Source organism: Streptomyces sp. NPDC054849 (assembly GCF_053610945.1).
Window position 1 is genome coordinate 122,191 of sequence record NZ_JBSGZI010000005.1, and the last position, 21,519, is coordinate 143,709.

Genomic DNA, 21,519 nt, shown 5'->3' on the forward strand with positions numbered 1-21,519 from the left:
TCAGACGACGAGAAGCGGGACCAGCAGGGCGAAGCCCGCGCCGGCCTCCACCGCGTAGCCGTAGAGCGAGGGGTGCTGGACGGGGGCGGCGAGCAGGACCACGCTCTGCTGGGCGGCGGCGGCGGCCACCCAGTCGGCGTCGGCGCCGAGGTTGCCCTGGTACCAGCCCTCGCAGGCGCCGGGGCCGGTGACGGCGAGCAGGTCGTCCTCGCGCCGGTAGAAGGCCTGCCAGCCGGCGGCGGGCGCGGACCAGCCCTCGAAATCGTTGAACAGGGCCCAGCCGCCCTCGCGTATCGCGGTGTCGAACAACCAGACGGGCGTCCCCTCGGGAGTGACTTCACCACCGGCCTGCTGGTCGGTGGTGAAGTGCACCATGGGAAGGGCGTCGGGCCCGTCGGCGGTGCTGGGCCAGGCGTACATCGTGATCATCTTCTGATTCTGTCCTGCTCGAAGTAAGCCCGGTGTCCGGCTGTCACGGGGAGACCGGGCGCCGGCCGTTCTCGAGTTCCGCGGTGCCTTCGCCCGACTGCATGACCCGGTACGCCTCTTGGGTGCGCAGGCCGAGCGATCCGGGCAGGTACGCGGTGAGTTCGGCGGGCTCGACCAGCCGCCACGAGATCAGCTCCTCCTCCTGGAGCCTGATCGAGGCGAGCTGGGCGGCGTCGAGCACGCCGCCGTCGTAGAGGTACGCGACCAGCGGCGGGCGACCGGAACCGATGGTCCAGTCGACGGCGAGAAGCCGGCCCAGCGGGATGTCGATGCCGATCTCCTCGGCGCTCTCACGGCGGGCGGCCGTACGCGGCGACTCGTCCTCGTCCGACTCGATGGTGCCGCCCGGCAGCGCCCATCCCTCGCGGTAGTTGGGCTCGACGAGAAGAACCCTGCCTTCGGCGTCCCGGTAGAGGGCGGCAGCGCCGGCCAGCACCCGGGGCAGGCTCGCGATGTACGTGGCGTAGTCATCCGTGGTGGTCACCCGGCCACCCTACCGAGACCACACCGCGGAACGATCCAGTGATCCGGCGCTCACTTAGCCACACTGAAATGGCCTATATCCCGCTTTAGAGGTATGGCGCGCTGCATGTGACCCAGGCCACTCATGGGCATAGGAGGATCCTCCGGATAAGCTCATGGCGGCGCGACTGCACTGTTCGATAGCAAGGGAATAGCAAGGTGACGGACGGAGCAGTAACTGAGACCGCGCGCGTGCTCATCGCCGCGGACAAATTCAAGGGCTCGCTCACGGCCGTTCAGGTCGCGGAGCGGGTGACGGCTGGCCTTCGCTCGGCCGTACCGGGCGTGGAGATCGAGACCCTCCCCGTCGCGGACGGCGGCGACGGTACGGTCGCGGCCGCCGTGGCGGCCGGTTTCGAACGCCGGGAGGTGCGGGTCACCGGACCCCTCGGCGACCAGGTCACGGCCGCCTTCGCGCTGCGCGAGGGCACCGCGGTGGTGGAGATGGCGGAGGCCTCCGGGCTGCAGCTGCTTCCGGCGGGCACCTTCGCCCCGCTGACGGCCACCACGTACGGCTCGGGCGAGCTGCTGAAGGCCGCGCTCGACGCGGGCGCGCGCTCGATCGTTTTCGGCGTGGGCGGCAGCGCCACCACCGACGGCGGCGCGGGCATGCTGGCCGCCCTGGGCGCGGTCTTCCTGGATGCGAACGGCGAACCGGTCGGTCCGGGCGGCGGCGCGCTGGCCGACCTGGCCTCGGCCGACCTGTCGGGCGTCGACCCGCGCTTCGGGGACGTGGACTTCGTCCTCGCGAGCGATGTGGACAACCCGCTGACCGGTCCGAAGGGCTGCGCGGCGGTCTACGGCCCGCAGAAGGGCGCCTCGCCCGAGGACGTCGCGACGCTCGACGCGGCGCTGGCGCACTTCGCGGTGGTGCTGGAGAAGTCGATCGGCGCGAAGGCCGCCGAGTGCGCGGTGCTCCCGGGTGCGGGCGGCGCAGGCGGCATCGGCTACGGGGCCCTGCTGCTCGGTGCGACGTTCCGTCCGGGCATCGAGCTGATGCTGGAAGTGCTGGGCTTCGCGCCGGCGCTGGAGCGGGCGACGCTGGTCATCACCGGTGAGGGCTCGCTCGACGAGCAGACCCTGCACGGCAAGGCACCGGCGGGTGTCGCGGCCGCGGCGCGTGCGGCGGGCAAGCCGGTCGTGGCGGTCTGCGGCCGTCTGCTGCTGAGCCAGGAGGCCCTGGAGGCGGCCGGCATCCGCAAGGCGTACCCGCTCACGGACCTGGAGCCCGACCCGGCCAAGTCCATCCCGAACGCGGGTCCCCTGCTGGAGCGGGTCGCGGCCACCATCGCCGCGGACGTCCTCTGACCCCACCCGGCCCCGAGGCCCGGACCCCCTGACCGGGGCTCCGGGCCTCAGCCGTTCCCGCCCCGGCCGATCCGGCCCGGCCCCGTCCGGTCGACGGGGCTGGATTCGTCCGGGCCCCGCAGCAGCCCCCCAAGCGCCGGACAGTGTTAGAAAGGGCTCATGACCGGACGTTTTGGTCGCCAGCCGACCGGGTGGGGCTCGCGCCTGCTCGCTCGCCTGTCCCGGGGGGTGCAGAGCGTCGCCGGTCAGGTCTTCGCCCTCCAGGCGCTGATCGTCGTGCTGCTGATCACCGCTGCGGCGGCGGCCCTCGTGGTCCAGGCCCGGTACGACAGCGAGCGCGACGCGCGCCACCGCTCGCTCGCGGCCGCCGAGGCCTTCGCCCACGCCCCGGGTCTCGCGCAGGCGCTGAAGTCGGCGGATCCGACCGCCGAGCTCCAGCCGCTGGCCGAGGGCGCCCGGGAGGCGTCGGGCCTCGACTTCATCGCCGTGATGGGCACCGACGGGATCCGCTACACGGACTCGCGGCCCGAGCTGATCGGCCAGCGGACCACCGGCGACCTGTCCCGCGCCCTCGCCGGGCAGGCCTTCACCGAGACCTTCACGGGCGAGCCGAGCAACGCCGTCCGGGCCATCGTCCCCGTGCGGGACGCCGACGGCGCCATCGTCGGCCTGGTCGGCACCGGCATCGAGGTGGAGAACGTCTCCCAGGTCGTCGAGGGCCAGCTCCCGCTCCTGCTCGGCGCCGCCGCGGGCGGCCTGCTCCTCGGAACCGCCGGCGCCGCCCTGGTCAGCCGCCGGGTGCGGCGCCAGACCCGCGGCCTCGGCGCCGCCGAGATGACCCGGATGAACGAACACCATGAAGCCGTTCTGCACGCCGTGCGCGAGGGCGTGCTCATCATCGGCGCCGACAAGCGGCTCGTGCTGGCCAACGACGAGGGCCGCCGGCTCCTCGACCTGCCGCCCGACGCCGAGGGGCACCGCGTCGCCGCCCTCGGCCTCGACCCCCGCACCACGGAACTGCTCGCCTCCGGCCGGGTCGTCACGGACCACGTGCACCTGGCGGGCGACCGGCTGCTCGCGGTCAACGTACGGCCCACGAAGCAGTACGACGGCCTCCCCACGGGCAACGTCGTGACCTTGCGCGACTCCACCGAGCTCGCGGCGCTCTCCGGCCGGGCCGAGGTGGCCCGCAGCCGGCTCCAGCTGCTGTACGACGCCGGGGTGCGGATCGGTACGACTCTCGACGTGGTGCGGACCGCCGAGGAGCTGTCGGAGGTGGCCGTCCCCCGCTTCGCGGACTTCGTCACGGTGGAGCTGCTGGAGCCGGTGCTTCACGGTGACGAGCCCGCGCCGGCTGCCCGCGTGTACACCGAGATGCGCCGGGCGGCCATCAGCGGGGTCCGCACCGACTCGCCGCTCCAGCCGGTCGGCGACCTCATCCGGTTCGTCGTGCCCACGGCTCCGATGGCGGCGGCCCTGGACGCCGGGCGCGCGGTGCTCGCGGCCGATCTGAACGCGGCCATGGGCTGGCGGGCCCAGGACGAAACCGGGACCCGTGAGGCCCTCGGCTACGGGCTCCACTCGCTGATCTCCGTACCGCTCCAGGCGCGGGGCGTGGTCCTGGGCATGGCCAACTTCTGGCGGGCCGACACCCCGGAGGCCTTCGGCGACGAGGACCTCTCGTTCGCGGAGGAGCTGGCGGCCCGCGCCGCCGTCTCCATCGACAACGCCCGCCGCTTCACCCGCGAGCACGCGATGGCCGTGACGCTCCAGCGCAGCCTCCTGCCGCGGGTGCTGCCCGACCAGAACGCCGTGGACGTGGCCTTCCGCTATCTGCCGGCGACGGCGGGGGTGGGCGGGGACTGGTTCGACGTGATCCCGCTGCCGGGCGCCCGGGTGGCGTTGGTCGTCGGCGACGTCGTCGGGCACGGGCTGCACGCCGCGGCCACCATGGGCCGGCTGCGGACCGCCGTGCACAACTTCTCCACCCTGGACCTGCCGCCCGACGAGCTGCTGGGACACCTGGACGAGCTGATCAACCGGATCGACCAGGACGAGACCGGGGGCATGGAGGACGACGACGGCGCCTCGGACGGCGTGGCGGAGGCGGCCGGGATCACCGGTGCCACCTGCCTCTACGCGGTCTACGACCCGGTGTCCGGGCGGTGTGCGATGGCCAGCGCCGGTCACCCCGGGCCGGCGCTGATCCATCCCGACGGCGGCGTGGAGTTCCCCGAACTCCCGGCCGGGCTGCCGCTCGGCGTGGGAGGCATGCCCTTCGAGGCCACCGAGTTCCTGCTCCCCGAGGGGAGCCGGCTCGTACTGTTCACCGACGGCCTGGTGGAGGACCGCGACCGGGACTTCGACACCGGTCTGCGCCTGCTGGGCGACACCCTGGCGCAGCCGGGCCGCAGCCCCGACCAGGCCTGCGCGGACGTGCTCGCCGCGATGCTCTTCCCGGTGCCGGAGGACGACATCGCCCTGCTGATCGCCGACACGCGGCGGCTGGAGGCCGAGCGGATCGCCGAGTGGGAGGTTCCCGGCGAACCCTCGGCCGTCTCGCGGGTACGCAACGCGGGCTCGGCGCAGCTCACCGCCTGGGGACTGGAGGACCTCTCCTTCACCACGGAGCTGATCCTCAGCGAGCTGATCACCAATGCCATCCGGTACGGGAGCGCCCCGATCCGGGTCCGCCTGCTGCGCGACCGCAGCCTCATCTGCGAGGTCTCCGACGGCAGCAGCACCTCCCCCCACCTGCGCTACGCCGCCACCACCGACGAGGGCGGACGCGGGCTGTTCCTCGTCGCGCAGTACGCCGACCGGTGGGGCACCCGCTACACCGACCGCGGCAAGGTCATCTGGGCCGAGCTGCCGCTGACGGGGGGCGCGGAGCCGCAGGCTCCGGCCCCGGTGGACCTGGACGCGCTGGAGGACCTGGCCTGGTGATCCCGAAGGGCCCGCGCCGTGCCGTTCGCCCGCGCCGGGTCACACGGGCCTGGTGCGCGCCAGCAGTACCGCCACGTCGTCCTGCTGGGCGCACGGCAGGAGCCGGCGCAGGATCCCGTCGCACAGTTCGTCCAGCGGCTGCTCCGGCCCGCGCAGTGCCTGCGCCAGCTCGTCCATGCCCTGGTCGAGGTCCCGGTCCCGGGCCTCGATGAGGCCGTCGGTGTACAGCACGAGCAGGCTTCCTGCGGGCAGCAGCAGTTCCTCGGTCCGGAAGTCCCGCCCGCCCGCGCCCAGCGGGGTCCCGGGCGGCCCGTCGAGGAAGGTGACGGTGCCCCCGGTGGTGACCACGGCGGGCGGCGGGTGGCCGGCTCGGGCGATCACGCACGCGCCCGACGACGCGTCGTGGACGGCGTACACGCAGGTCGCCATCTCGTCCTCGCCCAGGTCCGTCACCACGGCGTCGAGCGAGCGGAGCAGCTGCGCCGGGGGCACGTCGTGGCGCGCGAGGGTCCGTACCGCCGTCCTCAGCTGGCCCATGACGGCCGCCGCGTGGATCCCGTGGCCCATGACGTCCCCGATGACCAGCCCGGTCCGGCCGCCGGGCAGCGGGATGGCGTCGAACCAGTCACCGCCGACGTCGTGGTCGCTGGCGGGCAGGTAGCGCCCGGTGAGTTCGAGGCCGGGGACCTCGGGCAGCGCGCTGTTGGTGAGGCTGCGCTGCAGGGTCAGGGCCGCCTGCCGCTGGCGGGTGTACATCCGGGCGTTGTCGATGTTCAGGGCCGCGCGGGCCACCAGTTCGTCGACGAGGACGCAGTCCTGCTCGTCGAAGGGCTCCCGGTCGCGGGTCCGGGTCACGGCGACCGCGCCGAGCACCGTGCCGCGCGCGACCAGCGGGACCATGCGCGCCGATCCCAGGGTGGCGAGGTAGCCGCGCAGCGCGTCGGCGCGCGGGGAGGTGATCAGGGCCGGGATGTCGTCGAGGTAGAGGTTCATGGGCCGGCCCTCGTCGATCACCTGCTCGTAGACCGAGCCCATCGGGATCTGGAAGGTCTGTCCGGCGGCGAGTTTCGCGGTGGGGGCGGCCGGGTCGGGGAAGTGGGCCGCCAGACGGCGCAGCACACCGCGCGCGGAGGGCGCGGGCGCCGCCGCCTCGTCGGGGCCCAGTACCGCTTCGAGGAGCTGGACGTCGGCCGAGTCCGCGAGCTGCGGTACCAGCACGTCCACGACCTCCTGGGCGGTCTGGTGGAGGTCCAGGGTCGTGCCGATGCGGGTGCCCGCCTCCGCCAGCAGGGCGAACCGGTGCTGGGCCCGTTCCGCATCGGCCTGGGCCCGCTGGCTCTCGGTGATGTCGATGAGGGAGGCGATCAGGCCGAGGGGCCGGCCGGACCCGTCCAGCAGCGGGGCGTACGAGCAGGACCAGGTCCGGTCGTGCGCGGGGTCGGCGGGGGTCCGCCCGGTGCGGCGGACGTCGACGACGGCGGTGCCCCGGTCGAGGACCTGCCGCATCGTCGCCTCCAGGGCCACGGCGTTGACCCCCGGCACCACCTCGGTGAGCCGTTTGCCGAGGTGGTCGGCGGCGGAGACGCCGTTCATCCGGGCGAGTGCGTCGTTGACCCGGAGGAACCGCAGGTCGGGGCCGAGGGTGGCGAGGCCGATGGGCGACTGCGTGAAGAGGCTCTGGAGGGCGGCGAGCGAGTCCCGCATGTGAAGGACCTCGGAGGTCTCCACGGCGATGAGCATGGCCCCCGTCCGGCCCTGTGCGTCGACCGCGGGAACGATCCACATCTCCATCGGGACGCGATGGCCGTCGCGGTGGCGCACGGGCAGGGTGCCGACGACGGTCTCGCCCGCCTGGACCCGCCGGGTCAGCTGGTCTGCGAGGCCGTGATTGGGCTCGGGGACGAGCACCGAGGTGCCGAGGCGGCCGATGATGTCCTCGGGTCGGTGCCCGAGCAGCTCCTGGGCGGCCAGCGACCACTCCACGATGCGCCCCTCGGCGTCCTCCCGCCACAAGGCGATGGGCAGCAGCTCGCGGAGCACGCCGGCGTACCCGACGGTCGCCGCGGGCCCGTCCGGCACCTCGCTCGTCGACTGGTAAGTGTCCAACGCACCGACCTCACCCCGGGGGGCCTGATTCCTACCGATTCACCCTATCCGAGGCGTGGGCACGGGGCTGTGTGTCCGGCGAAAGGGGTCCGGTGACGTGGGCGGTTCGGCGAGCGACACGGGAGATGGCCGGTGTCGCCGAGCCCTCGGTGGTCACGATCCCGATCACGGCCCGTGAACCGTTCACACGACCACCACGTCGACGCAGGCCACGGGGTTGCAGCCGTAGCCATGGGCATTCCACGGGGCCTGCGACGGCTGCGTGTCGCCGCGGGCGTCGGTCGCACGGGAGAGCAGCCGGTACGGGCCGGGCCGATCCGGCGTCCACCGGTAGGACCAGCCGCTCCAGCCGTAGCGGCCGGCCGGCGGATCGAGGACGGCCTGGTGCCAGCCCCGGTCGCCGTCCCTGTCGTCCTCCTCGTACACGGCCCGCACCTCGACACTCCGTACGGGCACACCGCCGCCCGACCAGGCCCGGCCGCGCACGAGGGTCTCGTGGCCGCGGCGCACGGCCTCGTCCGGCTCCGGCTCGTTGATCAGCGACTTGACCCGCACGGTCGTCACGGGCCCCTCGGGGGTGCCGCGCGAGTCGACGTACCGGTACTCCTCGGCCTGGAAGAACCCGGTGAACGAGTGGGTCACGGCCCGCGCACCGACCAGCCATTTCACGTCGGCGACCGCATACCGGCCGGGGACCACCAGGCGGACGGGCGCCCCGTGTCCGGGGGTGAGCGGCTCGCCGTTCATGCGGGTGGCGAGGAGGGTGTCCGGGTGCAGGGCCACGGCGAGCGGCAGGCTGCGTTCGAAGGCCGTGCGGTGGCCGTGCACCGTGCCGGAGTCGGCTCCGGTGAAGACGATCTCCACGGCCGCCGGCTCGATACGGGCCCGGTCGGCCAGGGAGCGGAAGGGGACTCCCGCGAAGCGCGCGCAGCCCACCGCCTGCTGGCTCCATGGCAGGCCGGGCGGGCGGGGCGTCATCAGGCTGCGGCCGTTGCCGGCGCATTCCACCACGACGTCGAGTTCCCGGTGCTCCATCGCGAGCAGCTCGTCGTAGTCGATGCCGAAGGGAGCCGCCGCGGCGCCGCCGACCCGAAGCCGCCACCGGCCGGGTGCGGTCGGCGGGACACCGAAGTGGTCGCGTACGAAGAAGGCCCCCACGGGCGTGACCGGCTCGGCGAGCGCGGCCGACGGCGTCTGGGCGTTGTACGGGTCGTCGGTGACCGTCTCGGGCGCCCAGACCGTGGCACCGAGCCCGCGTGAACCATGGGGAACCGGCCCTGCGGTCATGGCGGAACACCTTCCGTCAGGCTCGTGCCGAGCGCGACGCGGATTTCTTTCAGACTACGTCCGCCCCAGGTCTTGACTTCGGACAAATAGGGAGGAAACTCATCAATACACCGGATCACCGGAAAGAGCCGCACCCGCCTTTGGAGACGTCCTCAGGCCCGCGTGACCCTTATCCAGGCTCTGGCCAGGCCCCCGGCAGTACGTGTCGAACCACGGGAGCCATCGGCGACGGCGGATGGCTCATGGAATCGACTGACTGCCGGGGACTGTCTTGTGTGCACCGGCCTTGCGCGCGCTGCGGACCGTCAGGGCCGGACCCGGTCGGGCCCGTCAGGCCGCCGGCCATACGGTCATGTCCACGGCGACGAGATTGGGCACGCCCTTCACCTGCGCGGTCTCCTTGCTCTGGACCACCAGCAGGGCGACGTCCCCCGAGGGGTGCTTGACGCAGATCCCACTGCCGGCGGCCGCCGAGGACAGCGGGAAGCTCCGTTCGTCGGCGTGCTCGAGAAGGATCTCGCACCCCAGGAGGGAGCCCGGCGGCCGGCCGGGGATACCGGCGATCACACTGGTGTCGCTCTCCAGGGTGCAACCGGTCTTCTGGTCCTTGCAGTTGAGGCGGATGTCCCCCTTGCGATCCATGCGGGGCATCCCGTCCTTGACGTCCACCGAGTTGATGTCGCCCAGCAGCCGTCCGGGGTAGGGGACGGCTTGCGGCTCGGGCGGGCCCGAGGAGGTGGGCGGCGTCCCCGGCGTCCGTCCACCGGCCCCCGGCGTGGCCGCGGCCGCCGAGGACGCCGCCGACGGCTGTGCGGACGTCGACGACCGTGCGGACGCCCCGGCACCGGGCGTCGACCGTGCGCCGCGGGCCTGGTCGCGGGAACCGTCCGCCGCCTCCATGACCATCCAGGTCAGGCCTGCCAGCAGCACCGCCCCCGCCGTCAGCGCCGCGGCGGTGATCAGCGCGGTGCGCCGCCTGCGCGCCCGCCGTTCCTGCGGTTCGAGCTGCGCCGCCTGCGGCGGCCGCCAGACCAGCACGGGGTCGTCCCCCTCCGACGGCTCTGTCGTCCGCGGGACCAGCGGCGCCGTGCGCACCGGAGTGAGGTCCGGGACGGGCGCCGGGATCGCCGCCTCCGGGCCCGCCACCTCACGCCAGACGGCCGGGCCGGCGCCCGCGTCGGCGTCCGTGCCCAGCCGCTGCCTGCACCAGGCCACGATCTCCGCCGGAGTGGCCCGCTCCTGCGGATCCGCGGCCAGGCAGCGGGCGATCAGCGGACGCAACGGCTCCGGCAGCCGGGACAGGTCGGGTTCGCAGTGCACGATCCGGTACAGCACGCTGACCGAGGGGCCGTCCCCGTACAGCGGCTCGCCCAGCGCCGCGAACGCCGCCGTCTGGCCCAGGGCGAAGATGTCGGTGGCGGCGGTGACCTCGCCCGCCGACGCCTGCTCGGGGGCCATGAACTGGGGCGTGCCGATGGCGCCGCCCGTGGCGGTGTGCGCGGTGGTGCCGGAGGTCAGCGAGATGCCGAAGTCGATCACCCGGGGCCCGTCGGCGGCCAGGAGCACGTTCGACGGCTTCAGGTCCCTGTGCACGATCCCGGAGCCGTGGATGGCCTGCAGCGCCTCGGCCACCCCCGCCATCAGCCACAGCAGCGCGGGCACCGGCAGCGGTCCGCGCCGGGCGACGGCCTCGGTCAGCGAGGGCCCGGGCACGTACAGGGTGGCCAGCCAGGGCGGCGTCCCGTCCGCGTCGGCGTCGATCAGCTCGGCGGTGTAGGCCCCCCGGACCCGCCGGGCCGCCTCCACCTCACGGCGGAACCTCCGCCGGAACGCCGGGTCCTCGGCCAGTTCCGGCCGTACCACCTTGATCGCCACCGGGCGCCCGCCCTGGGTGTGCGACAGGTAGACCCGGCCCATCCCGCCCGCGCCGAGCCGGGCCGCGAGGCGGTAGCCCGCCACCGTCGGCGGGTCGTCCGCCTGCAGTGACCGGAACACCTCGGTGGCGTTGCCCATCGGTCTCTCCCCCCGATCCCCGGATCAACCGATGAGTTGATCCACGTCACCCTAAGCGTCGTGCCGGAGCGGGGAGTTGGCGGGGGCCGTCACGCCGCGCCGAGGGCGGGCGGGGGGGAGCCGCCTCCGAGGCGTGTCGTGCGGATCCGGCCGGAAGAACGCCTCAGGCGCGCTGGACCGGCCGGGGTGCGCCGGCCGGGTCGAGGACCGCGGCGATGCCCTGGGCGAGGCAGGGGATGCGGTGGGCCGGGATCCCCGCGATGTTGATCCGCCCCGAGGTCGTGCCGTAGATGGCGTACTGCCTGCGCAGCCGGAGCATCTGGTGCGTCGTCAGCGGCAGCATCGAGAACATCCCCTTCTGCCGCGCCAGCGACCGCGCCTGCTCCGCACACCCGAGCGTGCTCAAGTGAGCCGTCAGATCGGCACGGTTGGCCATGATCCGGCCCCGCATGACATCCAGTTCCGCACGCCATGCGGCCCGGAGCGCCTCGTCCTCCAGGATCGTGGTCACGACGGCCGCACCGTGCTCGGGCGGCATCGAGTACAGCGTCCGTGCGGCGTTCTGCAGGGCCGTCTCCGCGTGCCGGACGGCCTGGCGCGAGGCGCCGAGCACGATCGCGCAGCCGACGCGGTCACTGTAGAGGCCGAAGTTCTTGGAGCAGCTCACGGCGATCAGCAGTTCCGGCACGCGCGCCGCCAGCATCCGCGTGGCCAGCAGGTCGGCCTCCAGGCCGTCGCCGAGCCCGTGGTAGGCGAGGTCGACGAAGGGGACCCAGCCGCCGCGGACCGCCGACTCGGCCAGCGCCTCCCAGTCGTCCAGCAGGGGGTCCACGCCCGTCGGGTTGTGGCAGCACCCCTGGAGCAGGACGACGTCGTCCCGACGCGCCTCCCGCAGTTCCCGCAGCACGCCCGCCGTGTCGAAGCCGCCCTCGGCGTCGCGCCAGCCGTACGTACGGACCTTCAGCCCGGCGGCCTCGAAGATGGGCCGGTGGTTGACGTAGGCCGGGTCGCTGATCCACACCGTGGTGCCCGGGCGGGTCCGGCAGATCAGGTCGGCCAGCAGCCGCAGCGCGCCGGAGCCCGCGACGGTCTGGACGGCCGCGGCCCGGTCGGCCGGCCCGTCCGCGCCCAGGACCAGGTCCAGCAGGGAGCGGTTGAAGGCGGCGTTGCCGGAGAGCCCGCGGTACTCCTTGGACTCGGAGCGCTCCGCCAGGCGGATCTCTGCCTCGCGCACCGCGGTCATGACGGGCGTGGTGCCGGTCTGGTCCCGGTAGACGCCGAGGACCAGGTTCAGGCGTTCGGGCCGCTCGTCGCCGCCGAACTCGTAGGTCAGGTCCCACAGCGGGTCGGTGGGCGGCGGGGGGAGGAGCTCAAGCATCTGCGGGAACCTCGGGTCGGGGGCGGCGGTTGGCGAGGACGACGCCGGCGGTGATGAGGGGGACGCCGACGAGCACGGCGAGGGTCGGCGCTTCGCCGAGCAGCGGGATGGCGAGCAGGACGACGGCGACGGGACTGAGGCTGCCGACGACGGAGCTGCGCTCGGCGCCCAGCCTGCGGATGGCGAAGGCGTACAGCAGGCCCGCGCACAGTCCCACTCCGAGCCCCTGGACCACCAGGAACAGCGCGATGTCGCTGCCCGCGGCGTGGGCGATGCCGGTGGGGAGCATCCCGGTCAGGACCAGGACTGCGACCACGGCGAAGGAGGGCAGGCACAACAGGCCGATCGATCCGACGGGATCGAGGTCCACCTCGCGCAGTCCCACCGTGTAGAGGGCCCACAGTCCGCTGGCCACCAGGAGCGTGCCGGAGCCGGCGAGCACGTCCGTGTCCACGGGAACGACGTAGCGCCACACGAGGGCGACGACGCCCGCGGCGATCAGCGCGAGTCCGACCGCCTGCGTCCCCCGGGGCACGGCGTGCCCGCGGCGGATCATGATCGCGGAGACGAACAGCGGGACCATCCCGGGGACGATCGAGCCCACGAAGGCCGCGGAGGTCAGGGCGCCGCCGTGCATCGCGGCCAGGAAGAAGGGCACCCCCGCGCCGCAGATGATCTTGGCTGCGGCGCCCGGCCGTACCGCGGCGATGCGGCGACGGCGCCGCCACAGGGCGGGGAACAGGACGACGAGGGGGACGCCGAAGCGCAGCAGGGCCGCGTCGGCGGGCAGCAGCGAGGAGGCGCTCAGGGCCCGGGCGCTGAGCGCGAAGGCCGCCCAGATCGCCACGGTCACCAGGAGTGCCAGCATGCCTTCGGCCTGCGGGGAGAGCCCGCGCCGGCCGGGGTGTCCGGCCCGCGGGCCCGCCGCATCGGGAGGCGGGGTCGCCCGGGTGGTGTGCGTCGCGACCAAGGAATTGCTCCAGCCTCTGAGACCCGGACCGGTCCGGTCCGTTTCGGTGGCAACGTTAGGGCTTACGCCGGGGCAGCCGATTGCCAGTTCTGCCGCTCGGACATACGTTTGGGGCAGAATCTGCCAAGGAGTGGCCATGGACGCAGTCGATCTGCAGATCATCCGGGAATTGCAGGCCGACGGGCGGCTGTCCAACCAGGACCTGGCCGACCGCGTCCGGCTGTCCCCGTCGCCCTGCCTGCGCCGGGTGCGACGCCTGGAGGAGGCGGGCCTCATCCGCGGTTACACGGCCATGGTCGACCAGGTCGCCTTCGGGCTCCCGGTCACCGTCTTCGTCCGGATCCGCCTGGAGCGCCACACGGCGGAGGCGGTGCGGCTGTTCGAAGAGCACGTCGCGGTCATCGAGCACATCCAGGACTGCTACCTGATGGCGGGCAGCAGCGACTACCTGCTCCGGGTCGTCATCGAGGACCTCGAAGCGTACGAAGCCCTGGTGCGCCACCGGATCCATGCGATCCCCGGCATCGCCTCGATCGAATCGAGCTTCGCGTACGGCAGCGTCAAGCAGTCCAGAACGTACCCGCGGCCCCACCCGGGAGCATCGAGACGATCACCCTGACGGATCCGCGTACGCCCTACCGGGAGGCTTCGACCGCCGCTTCGAAGGCCGCGTGGGCGGCGGCGTCGAACAGGACGAACCGCACCTCCTGCACCGCCGTACGGGCCGCCCGCACCGTTTCCACGGCGATCCGCGCCCCGTCGTCCATGGGCCAGCCGTAGACGCCGGTGGAGATGGCCGGGAAGGCGACCGTACGGGCCCCCAGCTCGTCGGCGACGCGCAACGACTCGCGGTAGCAGGAGGCCAGCAGCTCCGACCGGTCCTCGTCGCGCGACCAGACCGGGCCCACCGTGTGGATGACGTGCTCGGCGGCGAGACGCCCGGCCGTGGTGGCGACCGCCCGGCCCGTCGGCAGGCCCTTGCCGTAGTGCGAGCGCCGCAGGTCCTCGCAGGCCGCGAGGATCTCCGGCCCGCCCCGCCGGTGGATGGCGCCGTCGACCCCGCCGCCGCCCAGCAGCGAGGAGTTGGCCGCGTTGACGATCGCGTCGGCCTTCTCTGCGGTGATGTCGCCGCGGACCAGGGTGATGCGGACCATCACGAGTCCTTTCGCAGGTGGCGCCAGACCGCCTTGGCGGCGTTGTGCCCGGACATGCCGTGCACGCCCGGTCCCGGCGGGGTCGCCGAGGAGCAGAGGAAGACCGCCGGGTGAGGTGTCGTGTACGGGGACAGGGAGAGCTTGGGGCGCAGCAGGAGCTGGAGCCCGGAGGCGGCTCCGCAGGCGATGTCCCCACCGATGTAGTTGGGGTTGCGGGCGGCGATCTGGGGCGGGCCCGCCGTGGCGCGGGCCAGTACGAGGTCGCGGAAGCCGGGGGCGAAGCGCTCCAGTTGGCGTTCGACGGCGTCGGTGAGGTCGCCGTCCCAGCCGGCCGGGACGTGCCCGTACGCCCAGAACACGTGCTTGCCCTCGGGCGCCCGGCCGGGGTCGACCAGGCTGGGCTGCGCCGTGATGAGGAAGGGGTTGCGGGGGGCCCGGCCACCGGAGGCGAGCTGCACGGCGGCGTCGATGTCGCGGGTGCGCGGGCCGATCTGGACGGTGCCGGCGCGGCGCGGCTCCTCGGCCGTCCACGGGACCGGGCCGTCCAGGGCGTAGTCGATCTTGAACACGGAGGCGCCGTACCGGTAGCCGTCGTAGACGCGCCCCAGACGGGCGATCCGGGCCAGCGCGGTCGGCGAGGTGTCGAAGACGTAGGCGCGGGCGGGCGGGAGGTCGTCGAGCCGCTTGACCTCGAACCCGGTGTGGATCGTGCCGCCGAGGTCGCGCAGGTACCCGGCGAGCGCGTCGGAGACGGACTGCGAGCCGCCGCGCGGCAGCGGCCAGCCGTTCGCGTGCGCGGCCAGTGCGAAGACCAGGCCGATGGCGCCGGTGGCGATGCCGCCGAGCGGTGCGATGACGTGCGCCACGAGTCCCGCGAACAACGCCCGGGCCCGTTCGTCGCGGAAGCGGCGAAGGAGCCAGGTCGAGGGCGGCAGCCCGGTGAGCCCGAAGCGGGCGAGGGTGACCGGGTCCCGGGGCAGCGCGGTGTTCGGCAGGGACATGAAGTCGCGCGCCAGGGTGTCCCATTTACCGATGAACGGCCGGACCAGACGGCGGTAGGCCCCCGCGTCACGCGCACCGAAGGACGCCGCCGTCTCCGCGACCGAGCGGGAGAGGACGGCGGCCGTGCCGTCGTCGAAGGGGTGTGCCATGGGCAGCGGGGGGTGCAGCCACTCCAGCCCGTACCGCTTCAGCGGCATGGTGGCGAAGACCGGGGAGCCGGAGCCGAGCGGGTGCACCGCCGAACAGGGGTCGTGCCGGAAGCCCGGGAGGGTGAGCTCCTCGGTCCGGGCCCCTCCGCCCACCGTGTCGGCGGCTTCGAAAACGGCCACCGAGAAGCCGCGCCGCGCCAGCTCGACGGCGGCCGTCAGCCCGTTGGGCCCCGCCCCCACCACGACCACATCGAGAATCGACGGCACTTGCGACTCCTTCGTTTCCGGCGGCGCCTGCGCCCCCAGGATATTCCGCCGCGTGCGGCGGGCCGGACACCCCTACGCGCCCCGCAGCAGCTCCCGGATGCGGACCGCGGTGGCCTCGTCCCGCCCGACCGCGAACGGCAGGGCGTTGTCCCGGTCCACCCGGAAGGGGACCCCGTCGACCGTGCTCTGCGCCCCGCCGGCCTCGGCGACCAGCAGCAGCCCGGCCGCGTGGTCCCAGGCCGAGGGCCAGGTGAAGGCCAGGCCGTCCATCTCGCCGCGGGCCACCTTCAGGTACTCCAGGCCCGCGGAGCCGCACGGCCTGGCCGCGACCCCGGGCACGTCCAGCCGGGCCAGCGTCCGCTTGTTCTCGTCGGAGGTGTAGAGCGGGTGGGCGATGGCGACCCGCAGGTCGGCGCCGGGTTCGGGCGAACCGCTGTGGATCCGCTCGCCGTTGACGTACGCGCCCTCCCCGCGCACGGCGGTCGCCAGCTCCTCCAGTGCCGGGGCGAAGGTCCAGGAGGCGAGGATCTCCCCGCGCCGGGCCAGCGCGACCAGCGTGCAGAAACCGGGCTCGCCGTTCACGAACTGGCGGGTGCCGTCGACGGGGTCGACGATCCACACCGGGGCGTCCTCGCGCAGCGCCGCGTACACCAGGGGATCCGCGTGCACGGCCTCCTCGCCGACCACCGCGGATCCGGGCAGCAGCCGCGTCAGGGAGGCCGTGAGGTGCTCCTCGGCCTTGCGGTCGGCGATGGTCACCAGGTCGTGCGGGCCGCTCTTCTCGTCGACCTCGTGCTCGGCGAGCTGCCTGAATCTCGGCATGATCTCGACCGCCGCCGCCTTGCGGACGGCCTCTTCCACATCGGACAGGCCATGGGCCAGGAACTCATCGATCATTCCCCCAGCAAAGCACGCCCGGCCGACAAACCCCACCGTCGGTCCCGGACGGCAGTGCGGACACCGGGTGGCCACCGGGTGAACCGCCCCGGGCGCCACTCCCGGCCGGCGCCGGCCCGGGCCGCAGGAGGGGCTGGGCGCAGGAGGGGCTGGGCGCAGGAAGGCTGGGGCGCAGGAAGGCTGGGGCGCAGGAAGGGCTGGGCCGTCCTCCGTACCGGGCGGCCGGTACCCGGGGTGGTACCGGCCGGGCAACGGGTCAGTCCCGCAGGACCGGGATGACGTGCTGGCCGTACGCGTCGATCGTGGTCTCCCGCGCGTCGTGCATGTCGTACACGGCGAACTGGTCGACGCCGAGGTCGCGCAGGGCCCGCAGCTTCTCGATGTGGGCCTCGGGCGGCCCCAGCAGGCAGAAGCGGTCGACGATCTCGTCGGGGACGAAGTCCGTGGACGGGTTCCCGGCACGGCCGTGGTGGCTGTAGTCGTAGCCCTGGCGGGCCTTGACGTACTCGGTCAGCTCGTCCGGGACCATCGAGGAGTGCTCGCCGTAGCGGGAGACCAGGTCGGCGACGTGGTTGCCGACCATCCCGCCGAACCACCGGCACTGGTCACGGGCGTGCGCGAGGTCGTCACCCACGTACGCGGGGGCCGCCACGCAGATGGTGATGGCATCCGGGTCCCGGCCGGCCGCCACGGCCGCCTCCCGGACCGACTTGACCATCCACTCCGTGAGGTAGAGGTCGGCGAGCTGGAGGATGAACCCGTCCGCCTTCTGGCCGGCCAGCGCCAGCGCCTTGGGCCCGTACGCCGCCATCCACACCGGGAGCCGGCCGTCGCGGACCCACGGCAGGCGGACCGGATTGCCGTCGACCAGTGCCTCGCGGCCCTCCGCCAGGTCACGGATGACGTCGATGGCCTCGCCGAGGCGGGCCAGGGTGTTGGGTTTGCGCCCGGCGACCCGCATCGCCGAGTCCCCACGGCCAATCCCGCAGACGGTGCGGTTGCCGTACATGTCGTTGAGGGTGGCGAAGGTGGAGGCGGTCACCTCCCAGGTGCGGGTGCCCGGGTTGGTGACCATGGGTCCGACGTGCAGCTTGCGGGTGTGCTCCAGGATCTGGCTGTAGATGACGAACGGCTCCTGCCACAGCACGGCGGAGTCGAAGGTCCAGCCGTAGCGGAAGCCGTTGCGCTCGGCGCGGCGCATGAGGCTGATCACCTGCGAGGCGGGCGGGTCGGTTTGCAGGACGAGGCCGAAGTCCATGGGGCGGCTCCTTGACGCTTACAGGTACTGGCAGGTGGAGCGGGGGACGAAGACCCCGTGGCCGGCCCGGCCGGTGAATTCGCGCTGGTCGATGACGAGTTCGCCGCGCGAGAGCACGGTGTCGACGCGTCCGGTGATCCGCTTGCCCTCGTACGCCGAGTAGTCCACGTTCATGTGGTGGGTCTCGGCGGAGATGACCTGCTCGGCGTGCGGATCGTAGAGGACGATGTCGGCGTCGGAGCCCGGCGCGATGGTGCCTTTCTGGGGGTAGAGGCCGAACATCCGGGCCGGGGTGGCGCAGGCGATCTCGATCCACCGGCGGCGGCTGATGTGCCCGTCCAGGACGGCCTGGTGGAGGAGGTCCATCCGGTTCTCGACGCCCGGCAGCCCATTGGGGATCTTGGAGAAGTCGCCGCGGCCGAGCTCCTTCTGACCGCGGAAACAGAACGGGCAGTGGTCGGTGGAGACCACCTGCAGGTCGTTGGTGCGCAGGCCGCGCCACAGGGCCGCCTGGTGCTCACGGGGGCGCAGCGGGGTGGAGCAGACGTATTTGGCGCCCTGGAAGTCCGGCTCCGCGAGGTTGTCGGTGGACAGGAACAGGTATTGCGGGCAGGTCTCGCCGAAGACGGGCAGGCCCTTGTCGCGCGCGGCGGCCAGCTCGGCCACCGCCTCCTCCGCCGAGACGTGCACGACGTAGAGCGGGGCGCCGGCGACCCGCGCGAGCTGGATCGCCCGGTGGGTGGCCTCGGCCTCCAGCAGCACCTTGCGGACCTCGCCGTGGTGGCGGGGGTCGGTCTCCCCGCGCGCCAGTGCCTGTTCGACGAGGACGTCGATCGCGATGCCGTTCTCGGCGTGCATCATGATCAGCCCGCCGTTCGAGGCCCCGCGCTGCATGGCCCGCAGGATCTGTCCGTCGTCGCTGTAGAAGACGCCGGGGTAGGCCATGAAGAGCTTGAAGGAGGTGACGCCCTCGCCGACGAGGAGGTCCATCTCCTTGAGGGTGCCCTCGTTGACGTCCGAGAGGATCATGTGGAAGGCGTAGTCGACGGCGCAGTTGCCGTCGGCCTTCGCGTACCAGGTGTCGAGGCCTTCGCGCAGGGAGTGGCCCACGCTCTGCACGGCGAAGTCGACGATCGTGGTGGTGCCGCCCCAGGCGGCGGCCCGGGTTCCGGTCTCGAAGGTGTCCGAGGCGGAGGTGCCCCCGAAGGGCAGCTCCATGTGGGTGTGCGCGTCGACCCCGCCCGGGATGACGTACTTCCCGGTCGCGTCGATCGTACGGTCGGCCGTCCAGGCCCCGGCGGCCGCGGAGCCGTGTGCGGCCAGGGCCGCCACACGGCCGTCCTCGACGAGGACGTCCGCGTGCAGTTCGTCGGAGGCGGTGACCACGAGGCCGCCGCTGATCAGGGTGCGGATGCTCATGTGCGTCCCCCTACTCGATGCTGCGCAGTGCCTGTCCGAGGATTTCGGCGCCCTCTTCCGCCTCGGCGACGGTGAGGGAGAGCGGCGGCGCGATGCGCAGCACGCTGGTGTTGTGCCCGCCGCCCTTGCCGAGCAGCAGGCCGCCTTCGCGGGCGGCCTCCAGGACGGCGGCGGCGGCGTCCGGGTCGGCCTCGTCGGTGCTCGGCTTCGTCAGTTCGATGCCCGCCATCAGGCCCCGGCCGCGGATCTCCCGTACGGCGGGCACGGTGGCGGTGATGGCGCGCAGGCGCTCCAGGAGCAGGCCCCCGACGCGGCGGGCGTTGCCCTGGAGGTCGTGCTCCAGCAGGTACGCGAGGTTGGCGACGCCGGCCGCCATGGTGACCGGGGAACCGCCGAAGGTGGAGATGGAGTGGGAGTCCAGGCAGTTCATCACCTCGGCGCGGGCCACGACACCGCCGATGGACATGCCGTTGCCGATGCCCTTGGCGAAGGTGAGGATGTCCGGCGGGCCGTTCTGGGCGTGCGCCTGCCAGCCCCAGAAGTGGTCGCCGGTACGGCCCCAGCCGGTCTGCACCTCGTCGCTGATCCACAGGATGCCGTGGCGGCGCAGGACCTCGCGGAAGGCCCCGTACAGGCCGTCGGGAGGGGAGGTGAATCCGCCGACGCCCTGGACGGGTTCGGCGATGAGCGCGGCCACTCCCCCGCGGGCCTGCCCGAGCACGTCTTCCAGGTCGGCGACGGCGGCGGCGGTGAAGGCCGTGTCGTCCAGCTGCGCGAAGGGGCCGCGGGTGCGGACCGCGCCGTGCACGTAGTACGTCTGGAGCGGCGAGAGGCTGGTCGGGGACCAGCCGCGGTTGCCGGTGATCGAGACCGTGGAGAAGGACCGGCCGTGGTAGCTGTTGCGCATCGCCAGGATCTGGTTGGAGCGGCGGTACGTCGTCGCGAGCAGCAGGGCGGTGTCGTTGGCCTCGGTGCCGGAGGTGGTGAAGAAGACGCGGGCGTCGGGGATGCCGGAGAGGGCCGCGACCCGCTCGGCGAGCTCGATCATCGGCCGGTTGAGGTACAGGGTGGAGGAGTGGATGATCCGCCCGGCCTGCTCGGAGACGGCCTTGGTGACCTCGGGTAGGGCGTGGGCGGTCATCGTGGTGAGGATGCCGCCGAAGAAGTCGAGGTAGCGGTTGCCGTCGGCGTCCCAGACGTGGCGGCCCTCGCCGTGGGTGAGCTCGATGGGGTCCTTGTAGTAGAGCGCGAGCCAGTCGGGCAGGACGGTGCGGTGGCGGTTGTGGAGCGGGGTCGGGTTGGTCACGGCTGTACGAGCCCTCCGTAGGCGTCGGGGCGGCGGTCGCGGTAGAAGGCCCACTGGTCGCGGACCTCCTTGATCAGGTCGAAGTCGAGGTCGCGGACGAGGAGTTCCTCCTCCTTGTCGCTGGCGACGTCGCCGACGAACTGGCCGCGCGGGTCGACGAAGTAGCTGGTGCCGTAGAAGTCGTTGTCGCCGTACTCCTCCTGGCCGATGCGGTTGATGGCGGCGATGAAGTACTCGTTGGCGACGGCCGCGGCGGGCTGTTCCAGCTGCCAGAGGTAGGCGGAGAGGCCGCGGTGGGTGGCGGACGGGTTGTAGACCAGCTGGGCTCCGGCCAGGCCCAGTTGGCGCCAGCCCTCGGGGAAGTGGCGGTCGTAGCAGATGTAGACGCCCACCCTCCCGACGGCGGTGTCGAAGACGGGCCAGCCGAGGTTGCCCGGACGGAAGTAGTACTTCTCCCAGAAACCCTTGACCTGGGGGATGTGGTGCTTGCGGTACTTGCCCAGGTAGGTGCCGTCGGCGTCGATGACGGCGGCGGTGTTGTAGAAGAAGCCGGCGCTCTCCAGCTCGAAGACCGGTACGACGATCACCATTCCGGTCTCGCGGGCGAGGTCCTGCATCCGGCGGACGGTCGGGCCGTCGGGGACGGCCTCGGCCCAGCGGTAGTGCTCGGGCTCCTGGACCTGGCAGAAGTAGGGGGCGTTGAACACCTCCTGGAAGCCGATGACCTTCGCACCCTGGGCTGCGGCCCGGCGGGCGTGCTCCTCGTGTTTGGCGATCATCGATTCGGTGTCTCCGGTCCAGGTGGCCTGGACCAGCGCGGCGCGGACGACTTGGGCCATGAGCTGCTCCTCGCGACGGGAACGCCGAGTTCTACGCACGTAGACGGAGTGCGTAGGGAGTAGAACGTAGGCCTCGTCACAGCGTGGGGCAAGACCGCCGTGCGCGGTTGGAGTAGTCGATCACGTTACGTCGCCCGGCGGTCGAATGTGGTCAGGACATGGGCGGGTTAGGGGGTGTCGTGCCGATCAGGGCGGAGCCCGGCCTGATC

17 protein-coding genes are annotated in these 21,519 nt (G+C 72.9%); 3 read left to right on the forward strand and 14 right to left on the reverse strand.

Going from position 1 to position 21,519, the window contains the following annotated elements; all coding sequences use genetic code 11:
• Both ACWGIF_RS04275 and ACWGIF_RS04280 read right to left on the reverse strand, forming a co-directional pair.
• Positions 1-429, reverse strand: coding sequence for a hypothetical protein (locus tag ACWGIF_RS04275; protein ID WP_453490792.1), 429 nt, complete (start codon positions 427-429; stop codon positions 1-3).
• Positions 430-472: 43 nt separating this feature from the next.
• The gene (locus ACWGIF_RS04280) at positions 473-973 is read right to left on the reverse strand and encodes an NUDIX domain-containing protein (protein WP_453490795.1); all 501 of its coding nucleotides are present in this window, start codon (positions 971-973) and stop codon (positions 473-475) included.
• A gap of 197 nt (positions 974-1,170) precedes the next feature.
• Between ACWGIF_RS04280 and ACWGIF_RS04285 the strand changes: the two genes are divergently transcribed.
• Positions 1,171-2,319 carry a glycerate kinase gene (locus tag ACWGIF_RS04285; protein ID WP_453490798.1) on the forward strand — a complete coding sequence of 383 codons (1,149 nt, stop codon included), beginning with the start codon at positions 1,171-1,173 and terminating at the stop codon, positions 2,317-2,319.
• Positions 2,320-2,478: 159 nt separating this feature from the next.
• Complete coding sequence (locus tag ACWGIF_RS04290; RefSeq protein ID WP_453490801.1) at positions 2,479-5,265, forward strand: SpoIIE family protein phosphatase; 2,787 nt, start codon at positions 2,479-2,481, stop codon at positions 5,263-5,265.
• 39 nt (positions 5,266-5,304) lie between these two features.
• Here ACWGIF_RS04290 and ACWGIF_RS04295 read toward each other — a convergent pair whose 3' ends face one another.
• From ACWGIF_RS04295 to ACWGIF_RS04315, 5 genes are all read right to left on the reverse strand, one after another.
• Positions 5,305-7,371 (reverse strand): SpoIIE family protein phosphatase, encoded by a 2,067-nt coding sequence (locus tag ACWGIF_RS04295; protein WP_453490803.1) that lies wholly within the window; start codon positions 7,369-7,371, stop codon positions 5,305-5,307.
• Between the two features lie 183 nt (positions 7,372-7,554).
• Positions 7,555-8,658 carry a molybdopterin-dependent oxidoreductase gene (locus tag ACWGIF_RS04300; protein WP_453490806.1) on the reverse strand — a complete coding sequence of 368 codons (1,104 nt, stop codon included), beginning with the start codon at positions 8,656-8,658 and terminating at the stop codon, positions 7,555-7,557.
• A 330-nt stretch (positions 8,659-8,988) separates the two neighbouring features.
• Positions 8,989-10,671 (reverse strand): serine/threonine-protein kinase, encoded by a 1,683-nt coding sequence (locus ACWGIF_RS04305; protein WP_453490809.1) that lies wholly within the window; start codon positions 10,669-10,671, stop codon positions 8,989-8,991.
• A gap of 163 nt (positions 10,672-10,834) precedes the next feature.
• Positions 10,835-12,049: an amino acid aminotransferase gene (locus ACWGIF_RS04310; RefSeq protein WP_453490812.1), complete on the reverse strand. Its 1,215-nt coding sequence runs from the start codon at positions 12,047-12,049 to the stop codon at positions 10,835-10,837.
• On the reverse strand, positions 12,042-13,019 hold the full coding sequence (locus tag ACWGIF_RS04315; RefSeq protein WP_453490815.1) for a DMT family transporter: 978 nt from the start codon (positions 13,017-13,019) through the stop codon (positions 12,042-12,044). The genes ACWGIF_RS04310 and ACWGIF_RS04315 overlap by 8 nt, the downstream gene beginning before the upstream one ends.
• Before the next feature lie 136 nt (positions 13,020-13,155).
• Here ACWGIF_RS04315 and ACWGIF_RS04320 point away from each other — a divergent pair, with 136 nt between their 5' ends.
• Complete coding sequence (locus tag ACWGIF_RS04320; RefSeq protein ID WP_453490818.1) at positions 13,156-13,638, forward strand: Lrp/AsnC family transcriptional regulator; 483 nt, start codon at positions 13,156-13,158, stop codon at positions 13,636-13,638.
• Positions 13,639-13,654: 16 nt separating this feature from the next.
• On the opposite strand, the gene ACWGIF_RS04325 is transcribed toward ACWGIF_RS04320, so the two are convergent.
• The 7 genes from ACWGIF_RS04325 to ACWGIF_RS04355 form a co-directional block, all read right to left on the reverse strand.
• A complete protein-coding gene (locus tag ACWGIF_RS04325) occupies positions 13,655-14,173 on the reverse strand; it encodes an O-acetyl-ADP-ribose deacetylase (protein WP_453490821.1) in 519 nt (172 codons plus the stop codon).
• Positions 14,173-15,591 (reverse strand): phytoene desaturase family protein, encoded by a 1,419-nt coding sequence (locus ACWGIF_RS04330; RefSeq protein WP_453490824.1) that lies wholly within the window; start codon positions 15,589-15,591, stop codon positions 14,173-14,175. The genes ACWGIF_RS04325 and ACWGIF_RS04330 overlap by 1 nt, the downstream gene beginning before the upstream one ends.
• Positions 15,592-15,663: 72 nt before the next feature.
• Positions 15,664-16,488, reverse strand: coding sequence for an inositol monophosphatase family protein (locus tag ACWGIF_RS04335; protein ID WP_453490827.1), 825 nt, complete (start codon positions 16,486-16,488; stop codon positions 15,664-15,666).
• A 256-nt stretch (positions 16,489-16,744) separates the two neighbouring features.
• On the reverse strand, positions 16,745-17,746 hold the full coding sequence (locus ACWGIF_RS04340; protein ID WP_453490830.1) for a TIGR03842 family LLM class F420-dependent oxidoreductase: 1,002 nt from the start codon (positions 17,744-17,746) through the stop codon (positions 16,745-16,747).
• Positions 17,747-17,764: 18 nt separating this feature from the next.
• A complete protein-coding gene (gene hydA / locus ACWGIF_RS04345; protein WP_453490833.1) occupies positions 17,765-19,165 on the reverse strand; it encodes a dihydropyrimidinase in 1,401 nt (466 codons plus the stop codon).
• Between the two features lie 10 nt (positions 19,166-19,175).
• Positions 19,176-20,471, reverse strand: coding sequence for an aspartate aminotransferase family protein (locus tag ACWGIF_RS04350; RefSeq protein WP_453490836.1), 1,296 nt, complete (start codon positions 20,469-20,471; stop codon positions 19,176-19,178).
• Positions 20,468-21,310, reverse strand: coding sequence for a nitrilase-related carbon-nitrogen hydrolase (locus ACWGIF_RS04355; RefSeq protein ID WP_453490839.1), 843 nt, complete (start codon positions 21,308-21,310; stop codon positions 20,468-20,470). The genes ACWGIF_RS04350 and ACWGIF_RS04355 overlap by 4 nt, the downstream gene beginning before the upstream one ends.
• Between the last annotated feature and the right edge of the window lie 209 nt (positions 21,311-21,519).

What these genes read in the sequence shown, in the direction of transcription:
- ACWGIF_RS04290 (WP_453490801.1), top strand. Translation starts at nt 2,479, where the DNA reads ATGACCGGACGTTTTGGTCGCCAGCCGACCGGGTGGGGCTCGCGCCTG.
- ACWGIF_RS04335 (WP_453490827.1), bottom strand. Translation starts at nt 16,488, where the DNA reads ATGATCGATGAGTTCCTGGCCCATGGCCTGTCCGATGTGGAAGAGGCC.
- ACWGIF_RS04300 (WP_453490806.1), bottom strand. Translation starts at nt 8,658, where the DNA reads ATGACCGCAGGGCCGGTTCCCCATGGTTCACGCGGGCTCGGTGCCACG.
- ACWGIF_RS04320 (WP_453490818.1), top strand. Translation starts at nt 13,156, where the DNA reads ATGGACGCAGTCGATCTGCAGATCATCCGGGAATTGCAGGCCGACGGG.
- ACWGIF_RS04355 (WP_453490839.1), bottom strand. Translation starts at nt 21,310, where the DNA reads ATGGCCCAAGTCGTCCGCGCCGCGCTGGTCCAGGCCACCTGGACCGGA.
- ACWGIF_RS04325 (WP_453490821.1), bottom strand. Translation starts at nt 14,173, where the DNA reads ATGGTCCGCATCACCCTGGTCCGCGGCGACATCACCGCAGAGAAGGCC.
- hydA (WP_453490833.1), bottom strand. Translation starts at nt 19,165, where the DNA reads ATGAGCATCCGCACCCTGATCAGCGGCGGCCTCGTGGTCACCGCCTCC.
- ACWGIF_RS04310 (WP_453490812.1), bottom strand. Translation starts at nt 12,049, where the DNA reads ATGCTTGAGCTCCTCCCCCCGCCGCCCACCGACCCGCTGTGGGACCTG.
- ACWGIF_RS04275 (WP_453490792.1), bottom strand. Translation starts at nt 429, where the DNA reads ATGATCACGATGTACGCCTGGCCCAGCACCGCCGACGGGCCCGACGCC.
- ACWGIF_RS04340 (WP_453490830.1), bottom strand. Translation starts at nt 17,746, where the DNA reads ATGGACTTCGGCCTCGTCCTGCAAACCGACCCGCCCGCCTCGCAGGTG.
- ACWGIF_RS04305 (WP_453490809.1), bottom strand. Translation starts at nt 10,671, where the DNA reads ATGGGCAACGCCACCGAGGTGTTCCGGTCACTGCAGGCGGACGACCCG.